24 protein-coding genes and 2 tRNA genes are annotated in these 25,745 nt (G+C 62.7%); 16 read left to right on the top strand and 10 right to left on the bottom strand.

Annotated elements, in window-relative coordinates; all coding sequences use genetic code 11:
* The first annotated feature begins 10 nt into the window (after positions 1–10).
* Together HJA_RS01110 and HJA_RS01105 are read left to right on the top strand one after the other, a co-directional pair.
* A complete protein-coding gene (locus HJA_RS01110) occupies positions 11–793 on the top strand; it encodes an enoyl-CoA hydratase (RefSeq protein WP_155839824.1) in 783 nt (260 codons plus the stop codon).
* Between the two features lie 5 nt (positions 794–798).
* On the top strand, positions 799–2,010 hold the full coding sequence (locus tag HJA_RS01105) for an acetyl-CoA C-acetyltransferase (RefSeq protein ID WP_035577148.1): 1,212 nt from the start codon (positions 799–801) through the stop codon (positions 2,008–2,010).
* Here the strand turns inward: HJA_RS01105 and HJA_RS01100 are convergent.
* Positions 2,007–2,441 (bottom strand): hypothetical protein, encoded by a 435-nt coding sequence (locus HJA_RS01100; protein WP_035577146.1) that lies wholly within the window; start codon positions 2,439–2,441, stop codon positions 2,007–2,009. The two genes, HJA_RS01105 and HJA_RS01100, sit on opposite strands and share 4 nt — an antisense overlap.
* 184 nt (positions 2,442–2,625) lie before the next feature.
* Between HJA_RS01100 and HJA_RS01095 the strand changes: the two genes are divergently transcribed.
* Both HJA_RS01095 and HJA_RS17715 read left to right on the top strand, forming a co-directional pair.
* Positions 2,626–2,709 (top strand) — tRNA-Leu (locus tag HJA_RS01095).
* A 341-nt stretch (positions 2,710–3,050) separates the two neighbouring features.
* Positions 3,051–3,584, top strand: coding sequence for an MlaC/ttg2D family ABC transporter substrate-binding protein (locus HJA_RS17715; protein ID WP_051597227.1), 534 nt, complete (start codon positions 3,051–3,053; stop codon positions 3,582–3,584).
* Positions 3,585–3,661: 77 nt separating this feature from the next.
* On the opposite strand, the gene ald is transcribed toward HJA_RS17715, so the two are convergent.
* The 4 genes from ald to HJA_RS01070 form a co-directional block, all read right to left on the bottom strand.
* On the bottom strand, positions 3,662–4,777 hold the full coding sequence (ald, locus tag HJA_RS01085; RefSeq protein ID WP_035577143.1) for an alanine dehydrogenase: 1,116 nt from the start codon (positions 4,775–4,777) through the stop codon (positions 3,662–3,664).
* Between the two features lie 89 nt (positions 4,778–4,866).
* Positions 4,867–6,690, bottom strand: coding sequence for a cation:proton antiporter domain-containing protein (locus tag HJA_RS01080; RefSeq protein ID WP_051597226.1), 1,824 nt, complete (start codon positions 6,688–6,690; stop codon positions 4,867–4,869).
* A gap of 171 nt (positions 6,691–6,861) precedes the next feature.
* Positions 6,862–7,545 (bottom strand): TorF family putative porin, encoded by a 684-nt coding sequence (locus tag HJA_RS01075; RefSeq protein WP_035577140.1) that lies wholly within the window; start codon positions 7,543–7,545, stop codon positions 6,862–6,864.
* Between the two features lie 173 nt (positions 7,546–7,718).
* On the bottom strand, positions 7,719–8,534 hold the full coding sequence (locus HJA_RS01070; protein ID WP_051597225.1) for an SDR family NAD(P)-dependent oxidoreductase: 816 nt from the start codon (positions 8,532–8,534) through the stop codon (positions 7,719–7,721).
* Positions 8,535–8,664: 130 nt separating this feature from the next.
* On the opposite strand from HJA_RS01070, the gene HJA_RS01065 reads away from it, so the two are divergent.
* Complete coding sequence (locus HJA_RS01065; protein WP_035577139.1) at positions 8,665–9,126, top strand: ion channel; 462 nt, start codon at positions 8,665–8,667, stop codon at positions 9,124–9,126.
* On the opposite strand, the gene HJA_RS01060 is transcribed toward HJA_RS01065, so the two are convergent.
* Positions 9,123–10,091, bottom strand: a complete 969-nt coding sequence (locus tag HJA_RS01060) for a hypothetical protein (RefSeq protein WP_155839823.1) — start codon at positions 10,089–10,091, stop codon at positions 9,123–9,125. The genes HJA_RS01065 and HJA_RS01060 overlap by 4 nt on opposite strands.
* Before the next feature lie 148 nt (positions 10,092–10,239).
* On the opposite strand from HJA_RS01060, the gene HJA_RS01055 reads away from it, so the two are divergent.
* The 5 genes from HJA_RS01055 to HJA_RS17710 all read left to right on the top strand — a co-directional run bounded on the left by HJA_RS01055 (position 10,240) and on the right by HJA_RS17710 (position 14,953).
* A complete protein-coding gene (locus HJA_RS01055) occupies positions 10,240–12,243 on the top strand; it encodes an acetyl-CoA carboxylase biotin carboxylase subunit (RefSeq protein ID WP_035577136.1) in 2,004 nt (667 codons plus the stop codon).
* A gap of 143 nt (positions 12,244–12,386) precedes the next feature.
* Entirely contained in the window at positions 12,387–12,917 is a 531-nt protein-coding gene (locus HJA_RS01050; protein ID WP_035577133.1) for a DUF805 domain-containing protein, read from the top strand.
* 102 nt (positions 12,918–13,019) lie between these two features.
* The gene (locus HJA_RS01045) at positions 13,020–13,469 is read left to right on the top strand and encodes a DUF805 domain-containing protein (RefSeq protein WP_035577130.1); all 450 of its coding nucleotides are present in this window, start codon (positions 13,020–13,022) and stop codon (positions 13,467–13,469) included.
* A 164-nt stretch (positions 13,470–13,633) separates the two neighbouring features.
* Positions 13,634–14,158: a DUF805 domain-containing protein gene (locus tag HJA_RS01040; protein ID WP_035577128.1), complete on the top strand. Its 525-nt coding sequence runs from the start codon at positions 13,634–13,636 to the stop codon at positions 14,156–14,158.
* 30 nt (positions 14,159–14,188) lie between these two features.
* On the top strand, positions 14,189–14,953 hold the full coding sequence (locus tag HJA_RS17710; protein WP_051597223.1) for a DUF805 domain-containing protein: 765 nt from the start codon (positions 14,189–14,191) through the stop codon (positions 14,951–14,953).
* On the opposite strand, the gene lipB is transcribed toward HJA_RS17710, so the two are convergent.
* On the bottom strand, positions 14,938–15,636 hold the full coding sequence (gene lipB, locus HJA_RS01025; RefSeq protein WP_035577909.1) for a lipoyl(octanoyl) transferase LipB: 699 nt from the start codon (positions 15,634–15,636) through the stop codon (positions 14,938–14,940). The two genes, HJA_RS17710 and lipB, sit on opposite strands and share 16 nt — an antisense overlap.
* An 85-nt stretch (positions 15,637–15,721) precedes the next feature.
* Here lipB and HJA_RS01020 point away from each other — a divergent pair.
* Positions 15,722–15,806 (top strand) — tRNA-Leu (locus tag HJA_RS01020).
* Between the two features lie 255 nt (positions 15,807–16,061).
* Here HJA_RS01020 and HJA_RS01015 read toward each other — a convergent pair.
* Entirely contained in the window at positions 16,062–16,631 is a 570-nt protein-coding gene (locus tag HJA_RS01015) for a tetratricopeptide repeat protein (protein WP_035577124.1), read from the bottom strand.
* A gap of 249 nt (positions 16,632–16,880) precedes the next feature.
* Here HJA_RS01015 and HJA_RS01010 point away from each other — a divergent pair, with 249 nt between their 5' ends.
* The 5 genes from HJA_RS01010 to HJA_RS00990 all read left to right on the top strand — a co-directional run bounded on the left by HJA_RS01010 (position 16,881) and on the right by HJA_RS00990 (position 21,801).
* A complete protein-coding gene (locus HJA_RS01010) occupies positions 16,881–17,333 on the top strand; it encodes a MarR family winged helix-turn-helix transcriptional regulator (protein WP_051597222.1) in 453 nt (150 codons plus the stop codon).
* A gap of 63 nt (positions 17,334–17,396) precedes the next feature.
* A complete protein-coding gene (mgtE, locus tag HJA_RS01005) occupies positions 17,397–18,779 on the top strand; it encodes a magnesium transporter (protein ID WP_035577905.1) in 1,383 nt (460 codons plus the stop codon).
* Between the two features lie 105 nt (positions 18,780–18,884).
* Positions 18,885–20,042, top strand: a complete 1,158-nt coding sequence (locus tag HJA_RS17705) for a lysozyme (RefSeq protein WP_051597221.1) — start codon at positions 18,885–18,887, stop codon at positions 20,040–20,042.
* Positions 20,043–20,080: 38 nt separating this feature from the next.
* Positions 20,081–21,253, top strand: coding sequence for an isovaleryl-CoA dehydrogenase (locus tag HJA_RS00995; RefSeq protein ID WP_035577122.1), 1,173 nt, complete (start codon positions 20,081–20,083; stop codon positions 21,251–21,253).
* Positions 21,250–21,801, top strand: a complete 552-nt coding sequence (locus HJA_RS00990) for an arsinothricin resistance N-acetyltransferase ArsN1 family B (RefSeq protein WP_035577120.1) — start codon at positions 21,250–21,252, stop codon at positions 21,799–21,801. The genes HJA_RS00995 and HJA_RS00990 overlap by 4 nt, the downstream gene beginning before the upstream one ends.
* A 6-nt stretch (positions 21,802–21,807) precedes the next feature.
* Here the strand turns inward: HJA_RS00990 and HJA_RS00985 are convergent, their stop codons facing one another.
* On the bottom strand, positions 21,808–23,775 hold the full coding sequence (locus tag HJA_RS00985) for a PAS domain-containing hybrid sensor histidine kinase/response regulator (protein ID WP_035577901.1): 1,968 nt from the start codon (positions 23,773–23,775) through the stop codon (positions 21,808–21,810).
* 84 nt (positions 23,776–23,859) lie between these two features.
* Complete coding sequence (locus HJA_RS00980) at positions 23,860–25,665, bottom strand: patatin-like phospholipase family protein (protein WP_241764268.1); 1,806 nt, start codon at positions 25,663–25,665, stop codon at positions 23,860–23,862.
* Positions 25,666–25,745: the final 80 nt, after the last annotated feature.

The raw sequence follows: 25,745 nt of genomic DNA, 5'->3' as shown, positions 1-25,745 counted from the left end.
GGAGGCCGCCTTGGCTGACGAAATCATTCTTGTTGAACGCGACGGACCGGTTGCGCTTGTCACCCTCAACCGCCCGGACGCGCTGAATGCGCTGAGCCGCGCGCTGCGCGCCGAGATCGTGCGTGTGTTTACCGAGTTGAAGGACGACGCCGAAATCCGCGCTGTCGTGCTGACCGGGGCAGGCCGTGCCTTCACGGCCGGCGTCGACCTAAAAGAGGCGGGGCAGACCGGTTTTGCGCTTGGCGCCGACGAAGACTCCAAGGCGATCAACATCCTCGCCGCGATGGAAGCCTATCCGTGGCCAATCATCGGCGCGATCAACGGCTTCGCCATCACCGGCGGGTTCGAGCTGGCCCTGATGTGCGACGTGCTGCTTGCCTCTGAAAATGCGAAATTCGCCGATACGCATGCCCGCGTCGGTATCGTCCCGGGCTGGGGCCTGTCGCAGAAACTCTCGCGTCTGATCGGCATCAGCCGGGCCAAGGAACTCTCCTTCACCGGCAATTTCATCGATGCGGAAATGTCCGAGCGCTGGGGCCTCGTGAACCGTGTCTACAAGGCCGACGAACTTGTCCCCGCCGCCATGAAGCTCGCCCACGAAATGTGCGGCACGCAGCCCGTGTTGCTGAAGAAGTACAAGGCCCTGATCGATGACGGCTTCGGCATGCCCTTCGCCGATGCCATGAAGGAAGAAGTGCGCCGTTCCATCGAGCACGCAAATTCCGTCACCGCCGATTCCGTTGAAGAAGCCCGCAAACAGGTCACCGCCCGTGGCCGTGACCAGCAAGGATAAGCCCGATGAGAGATGTTGTAATCTGCGAACCCGTACGTACTGCCGTCGGCGGCTTTGGCGGCAGCTTCAAGACCGTGCATGCCCATGAAATGGCGAGCCATGTCATCAGCGAGCTGATGAAGCGGACCGGCCTGCCGGCCGAAGCGGTCGAAGACTGTCTCTTCGCGCAGTGCTACCCGACCATGGAGGCCCCGGCCTTCGGGCGGATGGTGGCCCTCGATGCGGGCCTCACAACGACGACCGGCGGCTACCAGATCGACCGCCGCTGCGGCTCGGGCCTGCAGGCTGTGATCAATGCCATCATGCAGGTCGGCTCCGGCGCGAACGACCTCGTCATCGCGGGCGGGGCGGAGAGCATGTCGAATGCGCCCTTCTTTTCCATCGAAATGCGCTGGGGCCTGAAGGGCGACGGCCTGACCCTGCATGACGGCCTCTCCCGCGGGCGCTACACCGCAGGCGGCAAGTATCACCCGGTGCCGGGCGGCATGATCGAGACGGCCGAAAACCTCCGCCGCGACTATCAGATCACCCGCGAGGCACAGGACGAGTTTGCCTATAACTCGCACAAGAAAGCCGCCGCGGCACAGGCCGCCGGAAAGTTCGACGAGGAAATCGTTCCGTTCACGGTCAAAGGCCGCAAGGCGGACACAGTGGTCGACAAGGACGAGCATATTCGCGCCGACTCGACGCTGGAGAAACTCTCCACGCTCCGCGCCATCCGCGGCAAGGTGGACCCGGACGCGACCGTTACGGCGGGCAATGCTTCCGGCCAGAATGACGGCGCAGCGGCCTGTATCGTCTGTACGCGCGAAGCGGCCGACAAGTATGGGCTGAAGCCGCTCGGCCGGATGCTGTCCTGGCAGGTGGCGGGCGTCGGCCCGGAAGTCATGGGCATCGGCCCGGTGCCGTCGTCCGAGAAAGCCATGGCGCGCGCCGGGCTGGAGCTGAAGGACATCGACCTCTTCGAACTGAACGAAGCCTTTGCCTCGCAGGTGCTGGCCTGCACCAAGGCACTGAACTTCAGCGATGACGACATGACCCGCCTGAACGTCAACGGCTCCGGCATTTCGCTCGGCCACCCGGTCGGCTGTACGGGCGTCCGCATCCTGACCACGCTGCTGCGTGAGATGGACCGCCGCGAAGCCCGCTATGGCGTCGAGACCATGTGCATTGGCGGCGGGCAGGGCCTGGCCGCCGTGTTCGAGCGTGTCGTCTAGAAAATATCCTCAAGGCGTTCGTGGCGTGTGTTCAGCGCCACGATCAGCGCCAGGATGAAGACAATGCCGGCCAGCAGGCTGGCGAGGCCGGCGGCGGTGTAGGCGAAGCTGGCCGCCGTCATGTCACCCGTACCGGCCAGGTAGCGGTTACGCTCCAGCGTGCCGATTGTCTGGCCGGTGTAGGCGGCACAAGCCAGGAAGAAATGGCTGTAGCCGACAATTGCCACGGAGAGGGACGGGCGCGTGCGCAGGATCAGCAGATAGACCAGTGCCATGCCGATCGTGCTGACGGTCGTGATGAGCACGGCAGATGCGGCACTGATCAGCATCGTGCCCATGGCATCTCCGCCCGACATGCGCGCCACGAACAGCTGGGCGGCTGCGCCAAGGGCTGCGAGCAGGAACCACAGGAAGGGCAGGGCTTTCAGCATCGTCTCCTCCGTCCGGCGCGGGTGCGCACGTGCCGGGGCAGCATCGCCCGGCAGGGTCTGCCAAGTCCACCCCGGCGGGGCTCAACACCCGCGGCCATCTGCTGGAAATACACAGTTTGCTTGCGATGACACATGGTGTTGTGGCGGATTGTGCGTGTATGCCAGTAAGGCAACCAGACGGTTCGCGCGCTTGGTGGAATGGTAGACACAGGGGACTTAAAATCCCCATCCTTCGGGAGTGTGGGTTCGAGTCCCACAGCGCGCACCACGCCTGATCCGCTGTTCGTTTTTCTCCGGCAGATCTTCGCCGCCTGCCGGCCGGCTACGAAAGCCAGCGGACGCGTTCTTTTTATGGTTACCGGCCGGTTCACCAAAAATACCTTTTGATACAGGTGATTGTGTCCAGCCCGCCACAATCCGCCCGGGACTGGGTCAGCCTGAAACAGAAATGTCCCAATGTGGCACAAAAGCCGCGCCCGATTCGGATTCGCCGGTTTCAAGGGGACGGGCTCATGCGCATTCGGCATGATTACTATATAGTTAAGCGGGGAACTCAGCGGGGTGGCGCGCCATATGTAGTGTGTCGTTCAACCTGAAGGATTGAGTTCCATGCTCCGCACGCTCATCGCATCCGTTGCCATCGCCCTGGCGCCGTTGCCGGCTCTGGCAGGTCCCGAGGCTGAGGCTCTCATCGCCGGGGCAGCCGCCGACATTTCCGATCCCGTGAAGGGTGAGGAGGCCTTCACCCGGTCGATCGATGTTGCTGCGGTCGCCCGTTTTGCACTTGGCAAGCACGCCCGCCGCGTGAGCGCAGAGGAGCAGGCGCGGTTCACTGACGCCCTCAGCGTGTTTCTGGCCGACACGTTCCGTGAGAATGCCGACACCTTCCGCGAAGCCGACATCGTCGTGCTGGGCTCGAAAGACCGGAGCGAAACGGACTCGATTGTCGAAACCCGGATCACTCCCAAGGGCGAAGACCCGATGAAAGTGCGCTGGCGCGTCATCGAGCGGAACGGCGAATGGCGCGTGGTGGACGTGGAAGTGCTGGGCCTGTGGCTCGCCATTGAACAGCGCGCCCAGATCAGCGCCATCCTCGACCGGCCCCGCGCCACCATCGACGATGCGATTGCGGCGCTGTCCTGATTTTTAGCCTGCAATAAAAAACGCCGCCCGGAGTTGTTCCGGGCGGCGTTTTGTCATGTGTCCGGTGGTGTCCGGGATCAGCCCTTGAGCCAGGCAGGGCGAACGTATTCTTCACCCAGATCATGTGCCACGGCTTCGTGGGCAATCTTGCCGCCATCCACGGTCAGGCCATTGGCGAGGTGCGGATTGGCGTTGATCGCTTCGCGCGCGCCCATGTTCGCGATCTGCATCACAAAGGGCAGGGTAGCATTGTTGAGGGCATAGGTAGACGTGCGCGGCACGGCGCCCGGCATGTTGGCCACGCAATAGTGCAGCACGCCGTCGACCTCATAGATCGGGTCTTCATGCGTCGTGGCGTGGCTGGTCTCGAAACAGCCGCCCTGGTCGATGGCGATGTCGACCAGCACCGCGCCGGGCTTCATCGTCTTCAGCTGGGCTTTGGTGATGAGTTTCGGCGCGGCTGCACCGGGGATCAGCACGGCGCCGATGACGAGGTCGGCGTCCTTGATGGCTTCGGCGAGGGAATGCGCCGTGGAATACATGGTCTTCAGGCTGCCGCGGAATTCGCTGTCGAGTTCGTCGAGGCGGCGATTGTTGCGGTCGAAGACGGTGACGTCGGCGCGCATGCCGACCGCGATCTCTGCCGCATGGGTGCCGGAGACGCCGCCGCCGATGATGACGACCTTGGACGGGGCCACGCCCGGCACGCCGCCCAGCAGGATGCCGCGGCCGCGCTTGGTGCGCATCAGGGCCCAGGCGGCAACCTGCATGGACATGCGGCCGGCGACCTGACTCATCGGGCGGAGCAGCGGCAGGCCGCCTTGCGCGTCGGTGACAGTTTCATAGGCGATGGCCAGGCAGCCGGATTTCTTGAGGCCCTCGGCCTGAACGGGATCGGGTGCGAGGTGGAGATAGGTGAAGAGCGTATGTTCCGGCGTGAGACGGGCGGTTTCTTCCGGCTGGGGCTCTTTCACCTTCACGATCAGTTCGGCGGCTTTGAAGACGGCATCGGCGTCCGGCAGGATCTTCGCCCCGACGGCGGTGTAGTCCTCATTCTGGAAACCGGAGCCGAGGCCGGCGCCGTCCTGGATGGCGACCTCATGGCCCGCCCGGACCAGTTCGCCGACGCTTTCCGGTGTCAGACCGACACGGGATTCCTGTTTCTTGATTTCTGTTGGAACGCCAATGCGCATTTCAGCCTCCTGAAGGGAACGAAAGTGCCTATAGACCTCATCATGCGCAATTTCCAGCCCACACTTCGCTTTAGGGAAAGCGGGGCAGATCAGGCGGCCTGATCGAGGTCCGGTTCCACGGGATCGAGGTCATCCTCATCCTCGTCCGCTTTGGCTTCGCCGATAGCGAAACGCTCGGTTTCGTGGCTGAGCCAGGCGCTGACTTCGTCTTCGGGGACACCGAGCGCGTTCAGCATGTCGATCACCATTTCGATGCCGCGCGGTTCCCCCATGGCGAAATGCGTGCGGACGCCGAGGTTGGAGAAGCGTTCCATGTCCTCCGCCGAGTCGACCGTGACAAAGCGTTTGAGATCGGGGAAGCGCCGCATCACGACCGGGGTCACCTCCTGGGAAACTTCATAGCGCGGGAAACCGAGCACCATGGCGCGGGCCTGGTTGCCGCCGATGGCTTCGATCAGTTTCAGGTTCGAGGCATCGCCAAAGGACACCCGGTAGCCATCCGCCACGGCGGAGAGCAGCCGGTCGGGGTCGAACTCCGTCGCGATATAGGGAATGCCGTGATCTTCCAGCGCGTCGACGGCGAGTCGCCCGGTCTGTGTCATGCCGACAATGATGACCGGGCGGTCGAGCAGTGGCGTCGAGGCGGGGGCGGCTTCCGTGCGCGACTGCGTCCGGCGGACGATCTCGCGGGAGAGGCGCGCACCGAGGTCGGCCCAGACCGGCGCGATGGCCAGCGACAGGGCGACGGCCGCCACCACGCTGCTCATCAGCGGGCCGGGCATGCCGGTGACGATGGCGCCGAGCGACAGCACGACGAGGGTGAATTCCGATCCCTGTGCCAGCAGGAAGGCCATCTGGGTCGCACCTGGCACGCTCCATCCGTTCAGCCGGGCGGCGGCGAAACCAAGTGCGGTCTTGAAGCCGATCAGGCCGCCGGCCGCCAGCAGGACCAGCGGCAGGTTGCGCATCAGGGCGGGCACGTCGATGGAGAGGCCGACGCTGATGAAAAAGAAGGAGAGGAGCAGGCTGCGGAAGGGCGCCATTTCCGTCTGCACTTCATGCCGGTAGGGCGTACCGGAAACGGCCAGGCCCGCCAGGAAGGCGCCGAGCGTGAGCGACAGGCCGGCCATCGCCGTCGCGCAGGCGGCCGCCAGGACGAAGAGCAGGGTGAAGGCGGTGAAGGCCTCTTCGTTGCGAATGATCGCAAGCGTCCGGAAAATCGGGTTGATCAGATATTTGCCCGCCAGCACCGCCGCACAGAAGGCGAGGCCTGCCTGCACCAGAGAGAGTGCCAGAGAGGCGATCAGCGGCAGGTCTGCCCCGGCCAGCAATTGCGTGGAGATGACACCGGCCAGCCCGGAGGCGCCGGTTTCTGCCCCGCCGAGAGACGTGGCGTAGATCATCAGGAAGATTGCCACCATGTCCTGAAAGATCAGGACATGCGTGGCGGCGCGGCCGATGGGGCAGGAGTTCTGCTCACGTTCGGTCAGGATGCGGGCGACCACGGCGGTCGAGGACAGGCCGAGGCTGAGCCCCACGGCAAGCGCAATCGGCCAGGCGATGCCGATCATCCATAGGGCACCGGCACTCATCAGGCCGGTCAGCATGAGGTGGGCGGGCGCAAGGCCCAGCAGGTCCCGGCGGCTTTCCTTCAGCTCCCGCATGGAGACATGCATGCCGATGTCAAACAGCAGGAAGACGACACCCAGTTCGGCGAGCAAATGAGTTGCCTGGCTCTCATGGATCAGGCCGAGCCCGTACTGCCCGATCAGTATACCAACGATCAGGTAGCCCACGATCGGGCTGAGCCTGGCTGCTTTCGTGACGAGGGCAGAGGCTGCGCCGAACCCCAGCAGCGTGATCGCCGGGACGAGCGCATCAACAGCTTGCACAGGTGTGAACTCGGCTGCCACGCAATCGTCTCCTTCAGGCCAGTCTGGTTATGGGGTGCCCCCTTATATGCCATAGATAGGAAGGGATTGGGGTAAAACAAAGGCCGCCAGTTCCGGCGGGAACCAGCGGCCTTCACCTTGCTGCGCGTGGAGGAGGGCATGATCCCCGCGCAGTTGGAGGTTTTTAAAGCCTCAGAGAGACTTCGCGAGCGTCAGGACGACACGCTCTTCGGCAATCGAGCCATAGATGTCGTCGCCGTCGGTATCCCAGTAGCGCAGGTCAACATCGATGCCGATCGGCAGGGAATAAGTGCCGCCGAGCGACCAGTTGGTGTAGTCGCCACCAGCATCGAAGCTGTAGTTGCCGACAGAGGCGTCCATCGAGAAACTATCCGTGAAGGAATATCCCGCAGATCCCTCCACATAGATGTTCTCATTGTCCGGATCCCAGTACACAGCACCGCCGACCGACACGCCGCTGGTGAAGGTGTAACCGAGAGCGCCCTGCAGTTCGACGAAGTCGTAATCTGCTTCTTCCGTGTCAGGATAGGAATAGTAGATGAAGCCGACGTCCCAGCTGATCCCGCTTTCAGTCTCCCCCGCGAGACCGCCATACAGGTCCAGTTCCAGATTGGCGTCTTCCGGCTCGTCGCTGAAGTCGATGTTCGACGCCCAGGTGCCGGCGTAGAACATGCCATTGGAATAATCGAAGCCGCCCTGGATGGCGAAGTCTTCGTTCGACTGGGACACCCCGCGCCAGACATAGTCTGTCGTCAGTGCGACGTTGCCCGACCATTCGCCTTCGGCATAGGCGCCGCCGGCGGCGGCAGCGAGTGCTGCGAGGGCGACCCCCGCCCGAGTGAATTTGGATACCATTTGAACTTCCCCGTTCTTTATGAGCGCGCTCTGTTGAGCGCCGGGGTCAGATTGACGCGGCATCCGAAGACGGCGGACTGAAAAAGAGTTTATCCGGGTACCGAGTTAAGGATCGCCGCTGAATTGAGCAGACTTAAGGCACCCCTGCCTGCTCTTTGGGCGTCGCGAATGGGTCAGCGAGCGACCAGTGGCGCATAACCAAGGTGCATGCCGGCATCCACAAGCAGGGTTTCTCCGGTCACATGGCGACTCGCATCGGTGCAGAAGAAAACGGCGGAATCTGCAATATCATCGGGGCCGCTGGCCACATTCAGGGGAACTGACGCAGCGACACCGGCCTCCATTTTTTTGTATTGTTCTTCGCCCATCTGGTCCTTGAACCAGCGGGTGCCGATAAATCCGGGGCAAATTGCATTAACCCTGATCGCCGGGGCCAGTGCCCGGGCCAGAGACAGGGTCATCGTGTTGAAGGCACCCTTCGAAGCGGCATAGGCAACAGAGGACCCCACGCCTGTGACCCCGGCAATGGACGAGACATTGAGCACGGCTGCCGGACGGCCCGTTTCTTCAAGGCATTTTTCCAGCAGTGGCTTGCAGGCCTGCATCATCAGGAACGGTCCGGCGACGTTCACCGCATAGATGTCCAGAAAATCCTGCCGCGAGAGGGCGTCGAGGTCGGCATGGTCGCGGGCGTGACGGGTGATTCCCGCATTGTTGACGAGAATATCGAGCCGGCCCCAGACAGCGGCGGCGTCCGCCAGGGCCTTGCAGCCTTCTTCGGCCGAGACATCTGCCTGGACCAGCCGCGCCTGCGCCCCGAAGGCCTGACAGTCGGCGACCGTCTGTTCGGCATCGGCGACCGATTTGGTGCAGTTGATGATCACATCGGCGCCGCGTTCGGCCAGTTTCAGGGCGATGGAACGCCCAAGCCCGGTAGCCGACCCTGTGACGATTGCCTTGCGTCCTGCGAGATCTTTCGTGTCTGCCATGGTCGGCCTCCCTGCCTGTTCTGATTGTCTGTTGTGCTTTGACTGCGCTTGTGGCGGCAGATTTTTGCGCCGTCAACGAAAGCTAAATGGCTGCAAGGTAAACAGGCCTGCACTATTGGAGGCTCAGGACATGATCCTGTTCCAGAATCTGGCCGTCGCGACGCTCATGGTTGCGATTACCTTCTCGATCCATTTTGCCGGGCTTGTCGGCCTGACCGCGCTGTTGCGCCAGCGGGGGCGGGAATTCCGGCGCCGGACGTCGAGAATGGGAGAAACGCTGGGGCAGGGCCTTGGCATCCTGATCGTCGTGTTCAGCCTGTTCGCGCTGCACTCCCTGCAAATCTGGCTCTATGCCTTTGCCTACCTGTTCGTTGGAGAACTCCACCAGATCGAAACGGCGGTCTATTTCTCCACTTCGACCTTCACCACGGTTGGCTTCGGAGATGTGATCCTGTCGCACAAATGGCGGATGCTGGGCGTGGCCGAATCCATGAACGGATTCCTCCTGATCAGCTGGTCGACCGCTTTCCTCGTCTCGCTGACGGCCCGCGTGCGTGCCTTCGAGGCGAAGATCGAGGGCCGGGACGACTAGGCGACTGTCTGCGGCTTCATCAGCTTCGCGGCTCCGACGGCCAGTCCGACAAGACCGATCCCGCCGATGACCAGGGTCCAGGGATGCGCGCCGAAGGTTTCGAAATATTGCGTGTAGGCATGGATCGCGAGGAAGACGGTCGCGGTTACTGACAGGAATCCGCCATTCCGGCTGCGGGCCATGACGGCAATGAGCAGCAGCGGCCAGCCGATGGAGAAGGCGGCTTCCGGCACGTGCGGCGTCGCGGCGCGCCAGGCGTCCCAGTCATTCCCTTCGCCATAGCGATAGTCCGGTCCGAGGTCGTCGCCCCACAGAGAGCCGACCCAGAAGGCGAAATTGACGAGGAAGAAGGCCGTGCGCGCGGCAATCCCGGCCAGGGTCTGCCAGACTGCCCCGATCCGGCCGCGCAGGGCATAAAGGCCTGCGGTCAGCGCGCCGAAGACAAGGATGGTCATGACGGGCTGTTCGACGAAGAGGCCGTAGCAGGCGTGCCAGTATCCCGTTCCCGTACCGAACACGGCACCGAAGGCCAGCACAGACAGCACCATCAGGAAGGCTGAGCGGAACCAGACGGCGCCCGCGCCGAGCAGCAGCGTGATCAGCAGGGCAGGCAGCGTGGTGTCGGCCGCGTCCTCATATTGCCAGCCGATCCAGCCCGCGAGGCCGAGCACGCCCATCAGGGCGAGCCCCGCCGAAAGGACTTTCAGGGAGGCGCCCGGCGCGAACCGCCGGGTCATTTCGGCCGCAGCAATTGCCAGGATCGCCAGGATCAGGCCTGTCGTAGCGTCAGGCACCAGCGCGATTGTCCCTGCCGCGACCGCCAGCGCCCCCATAATCAGGGAGAGATTCACGAACAGGCCCGAGCGGGAATCGGGGACTGCGCGGGTCTCGATCAGGCGGGCCAGATCGTCGCCGATCAGCCCTTCGGCCTGTAGCTGTTGCAGATCAATCCGGATCGTCGGCATGACGGCCTCCTTCATATAAGTGATCAATCACTAACATTTTTATCTGCAACTCGCAAGGCCTTTTGTCGCTCCGTCATGTGTGGACAAGTTCGGGTGTGCGGCGTAACTGCGGCAAGCTGTAAGTTTTAACAGGCCTGCCGGGGTAGAGATGTTCAAGAAGATCCTGATTGCAAACCGGGGCGAGATTGCCGTCCGCGTCATCAAGACCTGCCGCCGCATGGGCGTTCAGACGGTGGTTGTCTATTCCGACGCTGATGCGAACTCCATGGCCGTGGAAATGGCCGACGAGGCGGTTCACATCGGCCCGTCACCTGCGGCTGAGTCTTACCTGGTTGCCGACAAGATCATCGAGGCGGTGAAAGCCACTGGCGCCGAAGCCATCCATCCGGGGTTCGGCTTCCTGTCCGAGAACCCGGGTTTCGCCAAGCGGCTGGAAGAAGAGGGCATCGGCTGGATCGGCCCGAACGCCTTCGCCATCGATGCGATGGGCGACAAGATCAGCTCCAAAAAGCTCGCGGCCGAAGCGGGAGTCTCCACGGTGCCGGGCCATATGGGCCTGATTGAGGACACCAAGGAAGCCGTGAAGATCTCCAAGGACATCGGCTATCCGGTGATGATCAAGGCGTCGGCTGGCGGTGGCGGCAAGGGCATCCGCGTCGCCTATAATGACAAGGACGTCGAAGAAGGCTTCCCGGCGGTGAAAGCTGAAGCCAAATCCTCTTTCGGCGACGACCGCGTCTTCATCGAGAAATTCATCCTCGAACCGCGGCACATCGAAATCCAGGTGCTGGGCGACAAGCACGGCAACTGCATTTACCTGAATGAGCGGGAATGCTCGATCCAGCGGCGCAACCAGAAAGTCATCGAGGAAGCGCCGTCGCCGCTGCTCGATCCGGAAACCCGCAAGAAGATGGGCGAGCAGGCTGTCGCCCTCGCCAAGGCCGTGAACTATGACAGCGCCGGTACGGTGGAGTTCGTCGTGTCCGGCAAGGACAAGGGCTTCTACTTCCTTGAAATGAACACCCGCCTGCAGGTGGAGCACCCGGTGACCGAATTGATCACGGGCGTCGATCTGGTCGAGCAGATGCTGCGTGTCGCCAGTGGCGAGAAGCTGGCGATCAAACAGTCCGACATCGGTATCAATGGCTGGGCCGTTGAAAGCCGTGTGTATGCAGAAGATCCTTACCGGAACTTCCTGCCGTCCATCGGCCGCCTGAAGCGCTTCCACCCGCCGGGCGAAGGCAAGCTGGGCGAAGGCGAAGTCCGTATGGACAGCGGCGTGCGCGAGGGCGACGAGATCTCCATGTTCTACGACCCGATGATCGCCAAGCTGATCACCTGGGGCAAGGATCGCGATACGGCGCTCGACGCGCATGGCGAGGCGCTCGACCGGTTCCACATCGAAGGCATCCAGGACAATATTCCGTTCATTGCCGCCGTGATGGACGAGAAACGGTTCCGCTCCGGCAATATCACCACGGCCTATATCAAGGACGAGTTCCCGGAAGGCTTTGACGGTGTTCCGCCGACGGAGACTCAGGAGACGCAGCTGATCTGTGCGGCTGCCTATGTGCACGGCTTCCTGTCACGCCGGGCTGCGCTGACGTCGGGCCGCATGGCGCCGGTGCCGGAAGCGCGCCGCGAATGGGTCGTGATCCTCGGCGACAAGCAATACCCCGTCACGCTGGACCTCGGCGGCGACGGCGATGCGGAAATCACCATCGATGGCGGCAAGACGCATACGCTGGTCACCGACTGGGTGCCCGGCCAGCACCTCGTCGAGGGAACGCTGGACGGCAAGACCTTTGCCGTGAAGTTCGCTGATCGCACCGAAGGCTATGTCTTCCGCCACCGCGGCGTTGCTCTGCGCGCACTGGTCTGCACCCCGCAGATCGCCGAGCTGCATGCCCGCCTGCCGGAGAAACCGAAGCCCGATACGTCGAAGCTGATTATTTCCCCGATGCCGGGTCTGGTCGTCTCCATTGATGTGGAGCTTGATCAGGAAGTGCAGGAGGGCGAGGCCGTCTGTGTCGTCGAAGCCATGAAAATGCAGAACATTATCAGGGCTGAAGCAACCGGAACGGTAAAGGCGATCAACGTTTCGGCGGGTGACAGCGTCGCAGCCGACGAAATTATGGTCGAGTTCGCCTGATCCGAGGGCGAATTAACCTCCCAATAATCAAATTACCGCGCTATCCTGCCTCAGGTGAGCAGATCAGATCAGGTTTCTGATCTGCACAGTCTGGGGGGAGGGCAGTGTTCCCCTCATCAACGGATTTGATCTGGGGGACGGCAATGGAACTGCTCTTCAGCCCGAACGGGCGCATCGACCAGCCAACCTATTGGCGAGGGGTTCTGATACTCTTTGGGATCAGCGCGGCCCTCACCGTGCTGTCGGCCTATGTTTCGCCCTTCCTGGGCTTTGCCAGCATCCTCTTCATCTGGCCGTGGATTGCCGTGCATGCCAAGCGGTTCCACGATGCCGGCAAGACCGGCTGGCTGACGCTGGCCATGGTGGTTCTGGCAATCATCGTTTCCTTTGTCGCGCAGGCCATTCTGACGCCCCTGTTCGGGGTGGATGTGGCCGCCATGCAGCGCGAGATGGAGGAGAACATGGCGGATTACATGTCCTCCAACGACCCCGGGGCAGCGATGGCTTACGCCATGCAGGAATCCAAGCGGATGGCGCAGGTCCAGTTGCTGCCGTCGATCCTGTCCACCGGTCTTGTGACCGGCGTGGTGGGCTTCGTAATGAGCCTGTTCAAGACCGACCCGAACGACAACCAGTATGGCCCGGGACCGGGCGGTTCAGCATCTGCCTTCTAGTTCAGCGGTAGAGTCCCGCCGGCCTTTGCGGGCGGCGTTTCATCAGAATGATCAACAGCCCGGGTGCTTCAGAGGGGGCCCGGCAACACAAGGAGACCTGAAATGGTCAGCTTTCCCGACGCAGTAAAAATGTTCTTCTCGCGTTATGTCGACTTCCAGGGCCGCTCCACGCGCGCCGAATACTGGTGGGTCTACCTGTTCAACCTGATCATCTTTGGCGTCTGGGCGATACTGTTCTTCGTTCTGGGCGGCATCAATATGCGCACCGAGGAAGTGTCGCCACTCGGCTTCATCCTTATCGCCCTGGTGGCCATTTATGTGCTGGCGATCATCATTCCGGGCATCGCACTGTTCATTCGCCGCCTGCACGACATCAACCAGACGGGCTGGATCTATCTCGGCCTCGTCGCGGCCAATTTCGTGCCGGTTCTGAACATGATTGCCGGTATTGCCGCGATCGTCATCGCTTGTATCCCGGGCACCAAAGGCCCCAACAAGTACGGTCCGGATCCGCTCAACCCCACCGCTGGCGCAGCCGACACGTTCGTCTGATCGCCGATTGTGCCTCGATCCCGGTCCCGGCCGGGGGTAGAACTCAGAGCCGGGCCCTTCAGGGGTCCGGCTCTTTATTGTGCGGGTTTTGCTTGCACGGATTTATCGTTTATTGATAAGAACCCGGCAGACGACCCGACCTGACCAAAGGAGACTTTCAACGAATGGACATTTCCTATGTCCTGCTGAATCCAAAGGGCCGGCTTGGCCCGCGCGACTTTTTGCGCGGCCTGATCCTGCTTACGGGTGCCGGTCTGATCATTCAGGTTCTCACCGTCGGTGCGTCGGTGGGGGCCGTAGTCCTGCAATATCCCTTGTTGTGGGGCTATTTCTGCGTGCTCGCCAAGCGCCTGCACGATGCCGGCCATACGGCCTGGTTCAATGTGCTGTTCCTGTTTGGCTTTGTGGTGGTCTCGTCGATCCTCGACGCTGTGCTCCTCCCGGTTTTGTCGCCGGACATGATGCCGCTGATGACCCAGATTCAGGAGGCCGGCCTGAAGGATGGTTTCAGCGGCATGCTGGAAGCCCAGCAGGAGCACGCCATCGAGATCGCCCGCGGCACCGCCCTGACCCGGCTGGCCAGCTTCCTCCTCACCAGTGCCGGCCTTGCTCTGGTCGCAGGGCGGCTGCCCTCCGATCCGGATGCCAATGCCCACGGGCCGGCAACCGGCCGCCCCGATGCCTCCTGAACTTCTCCCGCGCAAGGATAAACGCCGCTCATGAAACCCAACGACCCCACAGCGATTGATCCGCACCGTCCCTGGATCAAGGATGCCCGCGACAATCCCCACGACATGCGTTGGGGGCAGGTGTTCTTCAATCCGCTCGGGTCGAGCCCGAAGCTGCACTTCTCCCGGGCGTGGACGTTCATGTTCCTGGGCCGTGTGTTACTTTACATCGTTCCGGTGTTCGCCGTGTCCATCGCGTCGCTGGCCGGCGCAGACCTCAGCGGCCTCTGGAAACCGGTCGAGGCGTTCGTCCTGCCGATTCCGGAACTGCTGCTGCCGTTCTTTGTGTTCGTGATCGTGACGGAGTTCACATCATGGGTCGCGCATGTGCGCCGCTTCAATGAGGCGCACAAATCGCCGCTCTGGGCGATGATCGTCCTGATCCCGCTGATGCTCGGCCTGGTCGGCTTCTTTCTCGGCGCGCAGGGCGGCATCAAGCAGTATGAAGAGATGCACGCGCCGAAACCTGCCGTGACGGCCGAGGCGCCTGCGGAAAATGGTGCAGAGGCGGCGGCCGCGAAGCCTCAGCCTCAGCAGCGTCGCCGTCCGGGGCCGCCGCAAAGTGAGCGGGACATGGCCGCCAGCAGCGGTCTCGGCCTTGCCATGCTGGTCTGGGCACCAACCTCATTTCTCGTGATGCTGTGGACGCTGCTTTATGTCGCCCGCATGCCGAACGGCGGCGTCGGCCGGTTCAGGACCGGCAGCGACATTGCGCAGGGCGAGGAAGAGCTGCCGCCTGCTTACGCAGCAGGCTGAAGCGGGCAGGGCACAGGCTCCAGCGCGCTGTCGAAGACGGTCTCAAACGCATCCCTGAGGGCGATGTCCGCATCCGCCATCGCCGCCGGTATGCCGAGATCCGCAAGGCTGGTCACGCCATAGCGCGGATCGGCGATGCCGCAGGGCGTAATGCCGGTGAAGTGTTCCAGGTCCGGCTCCACATTCAGGCTGATGCCGTGGAAGCTGACCCAGCGCTTCAGGCGCACACCAATGGCGGCGATCTTGTCCTCGCGCAGCGGGCCGCCGGCTTGCGTCCGGTCCACCCAGACGCCGACGCGGCCATCACGCGGGCCGGCTTCGATGTTGAAGCTTTTCAGCGCGGTGATGATCCAGCGTTCGAGATTCTGCACGAAGGCGCGGACATCCTTGCCGCGCTTGCCGAGGTCCAGCATCACATAGGCCACCCGCTGGCCGGGGCCGTGATAGGTGTACTGGCCGCCGCGTCCGGCATCGAAAACCGGGAAACGGGACGGGTCGCGAAGATCGTCGAGCTTCGCAGACGTGCCTGCCGTATAGAGCGGCGGGTGCTCAAGAAACCAGACAAGTTCGGGCGCGTTTTCTTCATGAATCGCCCGTGCCCGGGCCTCCATGAAGGCCAGCGCCTCTTCGTAGGGAACCGGCCGATCCGACACGGCCCATTGGACAGGAGAAAATTTGTGCATCACGCCCCGCATATAGGGTGTATTCGGGGCTTCACAAAGCGGCAGGCGGGCCTTATACGGCGCCTTCGCCTCGAATGAGACAAGTGCGGTCGTGGCGGAATTGGTAGACGCGCAGCGTTGAGGTCGCTGTGGGGCAACCCGTGGAGGTTCGAGTCCTCTCGACCGCACCATTCGATTGCTAAAATCGATCGAGGATCGATTTTAGCAATCGAATGAATCCTTTGATGTTTCCCGCTTCGCTACGCTGCGCGATGAAACAGGCTCAGGGCTGCTCATTCCCGACGATGGTCCGCGCCCAAAAATCGACCCTGGATCGATTTTAGCGAATGAATGATTCCCAAGTTGATCTCAGCTTCACGACGTTCCGCGATGAAGCGTGCTCAGGGCTGCTGTCCGTGTGCACAAACAGCCCTGATGCAGCAGGGCTACTCAATCGATGCGACCTGGAACTGCCCCAGTGCTTCCTCGGCAGGGCCGAAGCCAGGCTTGAGCGCGGCGCTTGCGTAGAAATCCCGATAGGCTGCTTCCGCATCCTCGAGCGCCCAATAAGCGAGGGCCCGATTGTAGTAGGCGATATGCCGGTTCTCCGGCGACACAGCCTCGATGTCCGACAATGCTTCAATGGCTTCGTCTGCCCGCCCGAGGCGGATCAGCGTGGCCGCAAGGCTGATGGAAATGTCGCCGTGCATCGGGCCGAGCTCTGCGGCCTGTGTCAGGCGGTCGAGGGCGGGTTCGTATTCGCCAAGGCGCAGGCTGACGATGCCGGAATTGGCGAGCGTGGCGGCGCGGTCCTTGCGGCTGAGGCCCTGTTCGCTGACGGCTTCTTCGCAAACGCGCTTGAGCGCGGGTGAGGCGGCCCCGGGCGTGGCGACGCCGTTAGCGCAGGTTTCGGCAGGTGTCGGGCCGTTGCGGTAGAGGTCCGGCGCGGCGAAAGCCGGGTCTGCGGCGAAGCCAAGGGCGAGCAGACCGGCGGTGATGCTTCGGGAGGAGAACATGGGAGGAGCCTTTCTTGCAAAGTTTAGTGTATATGCACGATATGGTGCGAGCCGGAACATGCCGGGAAAGGGCCCGTCCGGCCGGGGAAAGCCGGACGGGGGAGAGAGGCCGGCATACGGAGGTGTTTGCCGAACCCAATATAAGTGTATATACACTACAATGAGATTTCCATACACGGAATCTAAAGCCTTGGCGTAGTAAAACTGGTCGTGATTGGACATCCCGCGTCCAGGCTGCATATACACGAGATGATGACTGATTCCGCTGACCTTCTGTCTGAAGTGACCGGCACCTGCGTTGCCGGCAAGGTGCTTCGCGCCGCGCGCCTGATTACCCGCCACTATGACGATGCCCTGCGCCCGACCGGACTAACCATTACCCAATTCGGACTACTGCATGTGATCGGACGGTATGAACCGGACTCCATCTCGCGCGTTGCCGAGTTGATGAATCTGGACCGGACATCCCTGTCGCGGAACCTGAAGCCGCTCGAAAAGGCGGGCTTTGTCCATCGCGGCAATGAAGGCACCGGCCGCAAGCGCCGCGTCCTGCTCACCACGCTCGGCCTGAAGAAGCTGGAAGAGGCGCGCCCCTACTGGAAAGCCGCGCAGGCAAAAATGGAAGGCGTGCTGGGCGAGACCCATCTCGGCAACCTGACAGAGGCCCTGCGGGAAGTCCGTCCGGACGTTCTTTCGTCCTGACATCTTCACGCCGGGAGAGGAGGGGCCTTGCCGCGGCGCAGCAACAGCGGCAAGACAGGCGCCATGACCGACGTGTCCACGCCTCCCAATCCGGCGCCAGAGCCGCCGAATGTCGATCCGGACCTGCTGGACGACCTTGTCGACGCAGTCGATGAGCGGGATACACGCTGGCTGGCGCGGACACTGCAGCGCATGCACCCGGCCGATGCGGCTGACCTGCTGGAAGCGCTGCCCTTCGACGCATTCTCTGAGGCGGTGGAGTTGCTGGGCGGAGAGCTGCCGTCTGACATCCTCATCGAACTGCGCGATTCCTACCGGGAAGAAGCGGTCGACGTCCTGCCGGACACCGCGGTTGCGAGCGCGCTCGACGAACTCGATTCCGATGATGCGACCGTCATCCTGGAAGACCTCGAGGACGAGCGCCGCGAGCGCATCCTCGAAGACCTTGAGCCCTTTGACCGGGCCCAGCTGGAACGCGGCCTCGCCTATGAAGAGGAATCGGCTGGCCGTCTCATGCAGACGGAATTCGTGGCCGTGCCGGAATACTGGACCGTCGGTCACGCCATCGACCATGCGCGCGAGCTGGGCGAGGAACTGCCGGAAGTCTTCTACGAAATCTATGTGATCGACCCGGCCTACCGGCTGCAGGGCATCGTCCAGCTGGCGACCCTGATGCGCACGCCGCGCGATGTGCAGCTGTCGGACATCATGACGGACCCCTTGTCGGACATCCGCACCGACATGGACCAGGAAGAAGTGGCCTTCCAGTTCCAGAAATACTCGCTTGCCTCTGCGCCGGTGAAAGATGCTGCCGGGCGCCTGGTCGGGATGATCACCGTCGACGACATGGTCGACGTCATTCAGGAAGAGGCCGAGGAAGACCTGTTCTCGCTGCTGAACGTCAGCTCGGCGGACGGAGCGGACTCCGTTGTCGACACTGTGCGGGCGCGCGCACCCTGGCTCGCTGTGAACCTCGTCACGGCCTTCATTGCGTCCGGCATCATCTCTCTCTTTGAAGGGACGCTGAATCAGGTTGTGCAGCTGGCGATCCTGATGCCGGTGGTCGCGGCGCTCGGCGGCAATGCCGGCAGCCAGGGCCTGGTTGTGGCGGTGCGCGCCATCGCCGAACGCCAGCTGGAAGGCGATGCCGTGCGCCGGGCAATCCTGCGCGAAGCGTTGAGCGGTATTGTGAACGGATTGCTGTTTGCGGTCGGTGTCGGTCTGGTCGCGCTGGTCTGGTTCCATGACGTGAAACTGTCTGTGGTTCTGGGGACTGCGATGCTGGCGACATTCCTCTGGGCGGCCTTCTCGGGCATTCTGGTGCCGCTTGGCCTGAAGAAGCTGGGGGCTGACCCGGCGGTTGCCTCCTCGGTCTTTGTGTTGACGCTGACCGATGTGATGGCATTTTTCTCTTTCCTCGGGCTGGCGACGCTCGTCCTGCTCTGAGGCCTGGCAAAGCCTTCGGATTCACGCCTCAGGGGAAAAGGCGCGCCATTTGCAAGGGTGCGGCATAGAAAAACACCAACTGTTTCAATACGGGAGCCATTCTGCATGGCCCTGCCAATGCGCACGTCCGGAGCCGGGGTCGAGCTTATCAAGAGCTTCGAGGGCTTTCGTGCGCGCGCAACCCGTCTGCCGGACGGCAACTGGATCGTCGGTTTTGGTCACACAGCCGGTGCCCGCGAAGGCCTGCGTGTCACGCGCGCCGACGCCGAACTCGTGTTGCGCCACCATGACCTGGCGCCGATTGAGGAAATGATCCGCGAACGCGTGCTGACACCGCTCACCCAGAATGAATTCGACGCGCTTGTGTCCTTCGCTTTCAACATCGGGACGGACGCCTTTCTGGAATCCAACGTGCTGGCGCTGCTGAACAGCGGCGAGCGGCTGCAGGCCGCCGAGGGCATGACGGCCTGGCGGAAGGGCAGGGTGGATGGCGAGGTCCGCGTGGTCGATGCGCTGGTCCGCCGGCGCGCCGCCGAGAAGGCTCTTTTCCTGGAACACCCATCCGGCCGCATCCCTGTGCCGGGCGCCCTGATGCGTCCGCAGTTCGACCCCGGCGCGGCGCTTGCCGTGTCGCGGGAACGGGCTGTCGTGATCGAGGCGCGAACCGAAGATGGCCGCACGTCCGCAGCGCCGCTCATTCCGGGCGCTGACACAGCCCCGCAGGCCGCGGCTCGCGCCGTCGCTGAACGGATGACGAGACTGCTGGGTGAACAGCAGGCCGCCAACACGCTGCAGGACACGTCTGAAACCGGCGTGCCAACGGCCGACGAGATCACCCGGGCGGTGTCAGCCCTGGCAGAGCCGGACGGCCCTGGAGAGGACCGGCCGGACGAGACGGTCATCGAAGCCCGCCAGGTACAGATGGCACATTCGCCGGCGGCTGCGCCTGTCCTGCGCCAGACGACGCCCGAAATTCCGGAACCCCGCCGGGAAATCCTGCGCCCGCCGGCCCTTCCGCCGTCGCGCGGAAATGGGCTGAACGGCGACATCAGCGTGATGCGCTGGCTGCCCTATGCGCTCCTGTCCGGCCTTGGTCTCTGGGGCATTTTCGAAGGCGTTCGCCGCACGGCCGCGCCGACTGTGCAGCGGTTTCCGGACAGCGAAGGCGAGGCCTTTGTCGGCCCCTTGCTGGCCTTCGGATCGGTCCTGTTGAGCGTGCTGGCGATCTACTATCTCTATCGGGCGATCACGCGGCAGGATTGACTGCTGACAGGCCGGGAACGGCCTGCTAATCAACCGCCATGATTGCGAACACATATCCCACCCTGAACTTCGACCTCGGCGAAACCGCCGACATGATCCGCGAAACCGTGGCAAGTTTTGCCCAGAACGAGATCGCGCCCCGCGCCGCCGAGATCGACCGGACGGACACCTTCCCGCGTGACCTGTTGCCCAAGATGGGCGAGCTCGGCCTGCTCGGCATCACGGTTGAGGAGGAATGGGGCGGTACCGGCCTCGGCTATCTCGAACACGTCGTGGCGATGGAGGAAATCTCCCGCGCGTCTGCCTCGGTCGGCCTCTCCTATGGCGCTCATTCGAATCTCTGCGTGAACCAGATCCGCCGCTGGGCATCTGACGCCCAGAAAGCGCGCTACCTGCCGAAGCTGATGAGCGGCGAGCATCTCGGCTCCCTTGCGATGAGCGAGAGTGGGGCGGGCTCTGACGTCGTCTCGATGAAGCTGCGCGCCGAAAAGAAGGGTGACCGCTACGTTCTGAACGGCACCAAGATGTGGATCACCAATGCGCCGGACGCCGATGTGCTAGTCGTCTACGCCAAGACCGAACCGGAAGCGGGCTCGAAAGGCATCACCGCCTTCCTGATCGAGCGGGACATGAAAGGCTTCTCCGTCGCGCAGAAGCTCGACAAGCTCGGCATGCGCGGATCGGAAACCGGCGAACTGGTCTTTGAAGACTGCGAAGTGCCGGAAGAGAATATCATGGGGCCGTTGAATGGCGGCGTCCGTGTGCTGATGAGCGGGCTCGACTATGAGCGTGCCGTTCTGTCCGCCGGTCCGACGGGCATCATGCAGGCCTGTATGGATGTCGTGATCCCCTACATCCATGACCGCAAACAGTTCGGACAGTCGATCGGCGAGTTCCAGCTGATCCAGGGCAAGGTCGCGGACATGTATGTCCAGATGAATGCGGCCAAGGCCTATGTCTATGCCGTTGCCAAATCCTGCGACCGGGGCGAGACGACCCGCAAGGACGCTGCTGGTGCGATCCTCTACGCGGCCGAGACCGCGACGAAACTGGCGTTGGACGCCATCCAGATCCTCGGCGGCAATGGCTATATCAATGAATACCCGACCGGGCGCCTGCTGCGCGATGCGAAGCTCTATGAGATCGGGGCAGGGACATCGGAGATCCGCCGCTGGCTGATCGGCCGGGAGCTGTTCGGCGAGACGGGATGAGCCTGACGATCCGTGTAGCGAGTTCTGACGATGCCGGGTGGATCGCTGACATCTACGCGCCCTATGTCCGCAACACGGTCATTTCGTTCGAACTGATACCCCCCTCTGTGGAGGAGATGGCACAGCGGATTGAGACCACGCTGCAGATCTATCCCTGGCTGGTCGCCGAAGAAGCAGGTCATACACTCGGCTATGCCTATGCCTCGCAGCACCGGACCCGTGCAGCTTATAAATGGTCCTGCGATGTCAGTGTCTATGTCGCCCCGGCGGCTCAGGGCCGTAAGGTCGGGACACGGCTGTATCAACAGCTTCTGGAGACGCTGGCGGGGCAGGGTTTCCGCAACGCGTTTGCTGGTATTGCTTTGCCGAATGATGCGAGCATTGCGCTGCACGAGCGTCTCGGCTTTTCGCACCTCGGCACCTATACCGACGTCGGCTGCAAACTCGGTGCCTGGCACGACGTCGGTTGGTGGCAGAAAAGTCTGTCTGATACACCCGGTGTACCGGATGAGCCTGTGCCGTTCCAGCAATTCAGAACCAGTTGCTGAGCGCCCTCAGGCCCGGGCGCGGCGTTCTCCGAACTCTGTCGGGATGCTGAGCACCTGTCCGATGACCGTGACCAGAGACCGTTCGTCGATCGGTTTGGCGACGTAGCCGTCGAAGCCTTTTGCGAGATATTTCTCCCGGTCGCCCCGCATGGAATCGGCCGTCAGCGCAATCACGGGCACGACACGGTTGAGGCTGGCGGAGTTGCGCAGGCGTTTGAAAGCCTCGGCGCCGTCCAGACCCGGCATGTGAATGTCCATCAGAACGATGTCGAACGGCTCATGGTCGAGCGCTTCAAGCGCTTCATTGCCGTCTCCGGCTTCGGAAACTTCGAGGCCATAATGCTCCAGGAAGGTGCGGGCAACCCGGCGGTTGATGCCATTGTCGTCGACCACAAGCGCACGGCGGCCGCCGAGGCCATCCCGCGAGGATTTCGGCGCGACGGGCTTGGGCAGCACGTCTTCATGCAGGTGGATCACGTCGCTCGATTCGGCTTCGAATTTCAGCGTAAAGACAGATCCGCGGCCGGGTTCGCTGACGACGGTGACGTCTCCGCCCATCATCTGGGCCAGCTTGCGTGTGATGGGCAGGCCGAGACCCGTGCCGCCGAACCGGCGCGTGGTTGATCCGTCGGCCTGTGAGAAGCTCTCGAACACGCGGTCAATCTTGTCAGCCGGAATGCCGCAGCCGGAGTCTGTCACGTGAACGATTACGCGCATGCTGCCCGATGGCGTGGGCTCGCAGGTCACGACCACCATCACGTCGCCTTTTTCCGTGAACTTGATGGCGTTGGAAACCAGGTTGCCGACGCATTGGCGCACGCGGACAGGATCGAATTTCATCCGGGACGGGACGCTCGGATCGATGAAGAGCTGGAGATTGATGCCCTTCTCCTCTGCCGTCGCCGCGTGCAGCTTGATCATGCGGCTCAGCTTGTGGCGCAAATCCCCGGTGACCGGGGTCACTTCCAGCTTGCCGGCTTCGATCTTCGACAGGTCCAGAATATCGTTCAGGATAGACATCAGCGTTTTGCCGGAGTCGAGGATCGTGGCGACCTGTTCCTTCTGGTCCGGCGTCAGGTCTGTGTGTGCCAGAACCTGCGTCATGCCCAGCACGCCATTCAGCGGTGTACGGATTTCATGGCTCATATTGGCCAGGAATTCTGATTTCAGGCGTGTGCCCTGTTCCGCCCGGTTCAGGGCATCGCGCAGCTCGTGGGCCTTGCGGCGTTCTTCCCTTATGTCCCGGACATAGGTGATGAAGATCCGTTCGCCGCGTTCCCCCCAGCGGGCGCTGGTGAGTGAAAGCTCGACCTGGTTTGTGCCGCCGGACTTGGTCGGCGTTTCCGCCTGCGTCACGTGCCGCAGCATTTCACCACTGGCGAGCTTCATCGCCAGTTCGGCATCCGGCTCATAGGTTTCATCGCCGGTCAGGATGCCGACATCCTTGCCAATGAGCTCTTCCTCGGTGAATTCAGACATCTCGCAAAGGGCCCGGTTCACATAAATGATGCGTCCGGCGGTATCGTTGAGAATGATGCCGTGCAGGGCGTTGTCGCAGGCGGTCTTCGCCAGTTCGTAGAGCCGTAGTGCCTCGTCACGCTCCTGGGCGAGTTCGGTCACTTCATGGGACACCGACAGGGCGCGGCGTTCGCCTTCGCGTTCAACCGGGATAATGGTGGTCTTCATCACCTTGCCGAGCATCTGTGCCGCGCGGCCGGCAGAGGTGTGGAAGGTACGGGACTCACCGGTTTCGATCACATGAGTGACCGCACGGACCATTTCGGAATTCTTGTAGGCAGCATCGAATTCGAAGATGCGCATGCCGACGATGCTTTTGCCGTCAGACCGGATCGACTCGTTCATGAGGCGGTTGGACGCCGTCCATTCCAGATCGATCAGCTTGCCGGACGCGTCCCGCACAGCGGCGGTCTCGCAGATGACAACCGGCAGCATATCCCAAAGCGCCATATCCATGCGCAGCATCTCCCATCCTTCCCCATCAGCCCTCGGGGAAGCTGCACGAATATGCTTAACACTGTATTGAAAATTACAGGTCTGTCATTTAGCCGGCTGCGGACGGGCGGAGGCGCCCATTCCTGCTTCCTCCAGGGCCAGAAGGGCCGCCTGATAGCCGGACTCCACGGTCGCCTCGTAATTCTCCCAGTCGCGCAGCTCGGTTTCCGCCAGTTCCGGGAGGATCAGCACGTCGGTGATGTCGCGGCCGAACTGGGTGTCGGCCCGGATGGTTGCTGCCCGCATCAGGATTCCGGCAATCGGGGGCGGGTTCGAAAATCCGTGCCGCAGCACCCAGCTGAAGAAACCAGCCGGTTTTTCGAACTCTTCGATCTTCAGGCCTTCCGGCTGGCGCGTGACATCCGATCCGATGACAAAGCCGCGATGCATGTCCCGCATCACATCGACCGGAAAATTGTTCAGCACCGCGCCATCGACCAGGAGGTCGTTGCCATCCACCACCGGCGGCAGGATGCCGGGCAGGGAGATCGTCGCCCGCAGCGCATCGCGCAGACGGCCTGTCCGGTGAATTCTCTGCGTACCAGTCATCAGATTGGTCGACGTGGCGAAGAAGGGCAGGGCGAGATCGCCGATCTCTGCCTCGCCGAAATGTTCTTTCAGTCGCGCGTTCACCCGCAAGCCTTTGACCATGCCCACGACAGGGAGCGTGTAATCGCCAAGCGGGTTGGTCTCCACGAAGGCCTTGCGGATGCGCCGTTCGATTTCGGCATCGTCCCAGCCCATGGCAACACAGCCGGCGACGACGGCCCCCATGGAGGCGCCGCCGACAAAGTCGATCGGGATGCCCCGGTCGCGCATGGCTCGCACAACACCGATGTGCGAATACGCCCGCGCCCCGCCGCCGGACAGGATCAGCCCGACCGAGACGCCGGCCATGACCCGTGCAAGCCGGTCGCAGTTCGGTCCGCTCATGCCCTGCCAGTGGAACAGGCGGCTTGCCCCGGCGGCTTCCAGCCATTCGACCGGACGGCAGGCCCGCCGGTTGTCACCCGGGTGCAGCAGCACGACGTCGACCAGTTTCAGCTCGCGGGCAGGGGAGTCGTCCTCCGGCATCAGCGGATTGGACGGTTTGGCATCGGCGCGGCCGAACACCCAGATCCTGTCTGCCTGGCGCACGGACAGGCGGTACCAGCGCGTATCGCCGATGGTGGAGATGAGGATCACCACATCATTGTTCTGGTCGAGCTGGTCGAAGAAGGCGGCCGGCTTCTCCGCGCCCTTTGATTCGCCGACGATCACGGCAGATTTGCCCAGTGCTTCCAGGCTCGCCTTCAGGGCTTCGGCGCGCAGTTCCAGATCGATCGTGGGGGAGGTGGCGACCAGGGTGAAGACTTTCGGCGCGGCGCTGATATTGCGCTGTCCCTCCCGGCCGACGCGGCGCAGGATGATGCGGATCATCTGCTCCAGCAGTTCCGGCTCAGACTTGACCATGCGCCGCCAGCCTTCACGCGAGAAGCCAACGATTTCGGAATCGCGCAGGGCATAGACCGAGCTTGTATGCGGCGCGTCTTCCGGGGCGCCGTCGCCGTCGAGGTCAATCCCGCCGAGGAACATGGACATCTCGCCGACCGGCTCACCGGGGCGGATATGGCCGATGAATTCGCTCTGGCCGTTCGGATTGACGCGGAAGGCGCCGAGGGCACCCGACAGGACGAAATAGATCTTGTCGGCCGGTTCATTGCGCAGGAACAGCGTTCCGCCTGCGGGGACACAAAACCAGGACGCTTCCTGTCCGGCCGCGCGCATGACCTTGGCCGGCACATCCTTCAGGAAGGCAATCGCCTTCAGAGAGGGGGTGATGTCCAGTTTCATGTTCCTGAACATGCGCATGGTCAGCGGCCTTTCCTAGTGGGCATGTTTCCCAGTCTGGTAAAAACCGGTGACACACGCGTGACACCTGACCCAGAGGC

The sequence above is a fragment of the Hyphomonas jannaschiana VP2 genome, from assembly GCF_000685215.1.
In the GTDB taxonomy this organism is placed as follows: Bacteria; Pseudomonadota; Alphaproteobacteria; order Caulobacterales; family Hyphomonadaceae; genus Hyphomonas; species Hyphomonas jannaschiana.
Note: the sequence above shows the minus strand (reverse complement) of the source record. Positions and strands in the feature narration are given on the sequence as shown.

Bases quoted from the DNA above. Each gene is read 5' to 3' on its own strand.
- HJA_RS01060 (WP_155839823.1), bottom strand. From the start codon at position 10,091: ATGCCGACGATCCGGATTGATCTGCAACAGCTACAGGCCGAAGGGCTG.
- HJA_RS01065 (WP_035577139.1), top strand. From the start codon at position 8,665: ATGATCCTGTTCCAGAATCTGGCCGTCGCGACGCTCATGGTTGCGATT.
- HJA_RS00980 (WP_241764268.1), bottom strand. From the start codon at position 25,665: ATGCGCATGTTCAGGAACATGAAACTGGACATCACCCCCTCTCTGAAG.
- HJA_RS01050 (WP_035577133.1), top strand. From the start codon at position 12,387: ATGGAACTGCTCTTCAGCCCGAACGGGCGCATCGACCAGCCAACCTAT.
- HJA_RS00995 (WP_035577122.1), top strand. From the start codon at position 20,081: ATGATTGCGAACACATATCCCACCCTGAACTTCGACCTCGGCGAAACC.
- HJA_RS01040 (WP_035577128.1), top strand. From the start codon at position 13,634: ATGGACATTTCCTATGTCCTGCTGAATCCAAAGGGCCGGCTTGGCCCG.
- HJA_RS00990 (WP_035577120.1), top strand. From the start codon at position 21,250: ATGAGCCTGACGATCCGTGTAGCGAGTTCTGACGATGCCGGGTGGATC.
- mgtE (WP_035577905.1), top strand. From the start codon at position 17,397: ATGACCGACGTGTCCACGCCTCCCAATCCGGCGCCAGAGCCGCCGAAT.
- lipB (WP_035577909.1), bottom strand. From the start codon at position 15,636: ATGCACAAATTTTCTCCTGTCCAATGGGCCGTGTCGGATCGGCCGGTT.
- HJA_RS01010 (WP_051597222.1), top strand. From the start codon at position 16,881: ATGATGACTGATTCCGCTGACCTTCTGTCTGAAGTGACCGGCACCTGC.
- HJA_RS17705 (WP_051597221.1), top strand. From the start codon at position 18,885: ATGGCCCTGCCAATGCGCACGTCCGGAGCCGGGGTCGAGCTTATCAAG.
- HJA_RS01015 (WP_035577124.1), bottom strand. From the start codon at position 16,631: ATGTTCTCCTCCCGAAGCATCACCGCCGGTCTGCTCGCCCTTGGCTTC.
- HJA_RS00985 (WP_035577901.1), bottom strand. From the start codon at position 23,775: ATGGATATGGCGCTTTGGGATATGCTGCCGGTTGTCATCTGCGAGACC.
- HJA_RS01075 (WP_035577140.1), bottom strand. From the start codon at position 7,545: ATGGTATCCAAATTCACTCGGGCGGGGGTCGCCCTCGCAGCACTCGCT.
- HJA_RS01100 (WP_035577146.1), bottom strand. From the start codon at position 2,441: ATGCTGAAAGCCCTGCCCTTCCTGTGGTTCCTGCTCGCAGCCCTTGGC.
- HJA_RS01070 (WP_051597225.1), bottom strand. From the start codon at position 8,534: ATGGCAGACACGAAAGATCTCGCAGGACGCAAGGCAATCGTCACAGGG.
- HJA_RS17715 (WP_051597227.1), top strand. From the start codon at position 3,051: ATGCTCCGCACGCTCATCGCATCCGTTGCCATCGCCCTGGCGCCGTTG.
- HJA_RS01105 (WP_035577148.1), top strand. From the start codon at position 799: ATGAGAGATGTTGTAATCTGCGAACCCGTACGTACTGCCGTCGGCGGC.
- ald (WP_035577143.1), bottom strand. From the start codon at position 4,777: ATGCGCATTGGCGTTCCAACAGAAATCAAGAAACAGGAATCCCGTGTC.
- HJA_RS01055 (WP_035577136.1), top strand. From the start codon at position 10,240: ATGTTCAAGAAGATCCTGATTGCAAACCGGGGCGAGATTGCCGTCCGC.
- HJA_RS17710 (WP_051597223.1), top strand. From the start codon at position 14,189: ATGAAACCCAACGACCCCACAGCGATTGATCCGCACCGTCCCTGGATC.
- HJA_RS01045 (WP_035577130.1), top strand. From the start codon at position 13,020: ATGGTCAGCTTTCCCGACGCAGTAAAAATGTTCTTCTCGCGTTATGTC.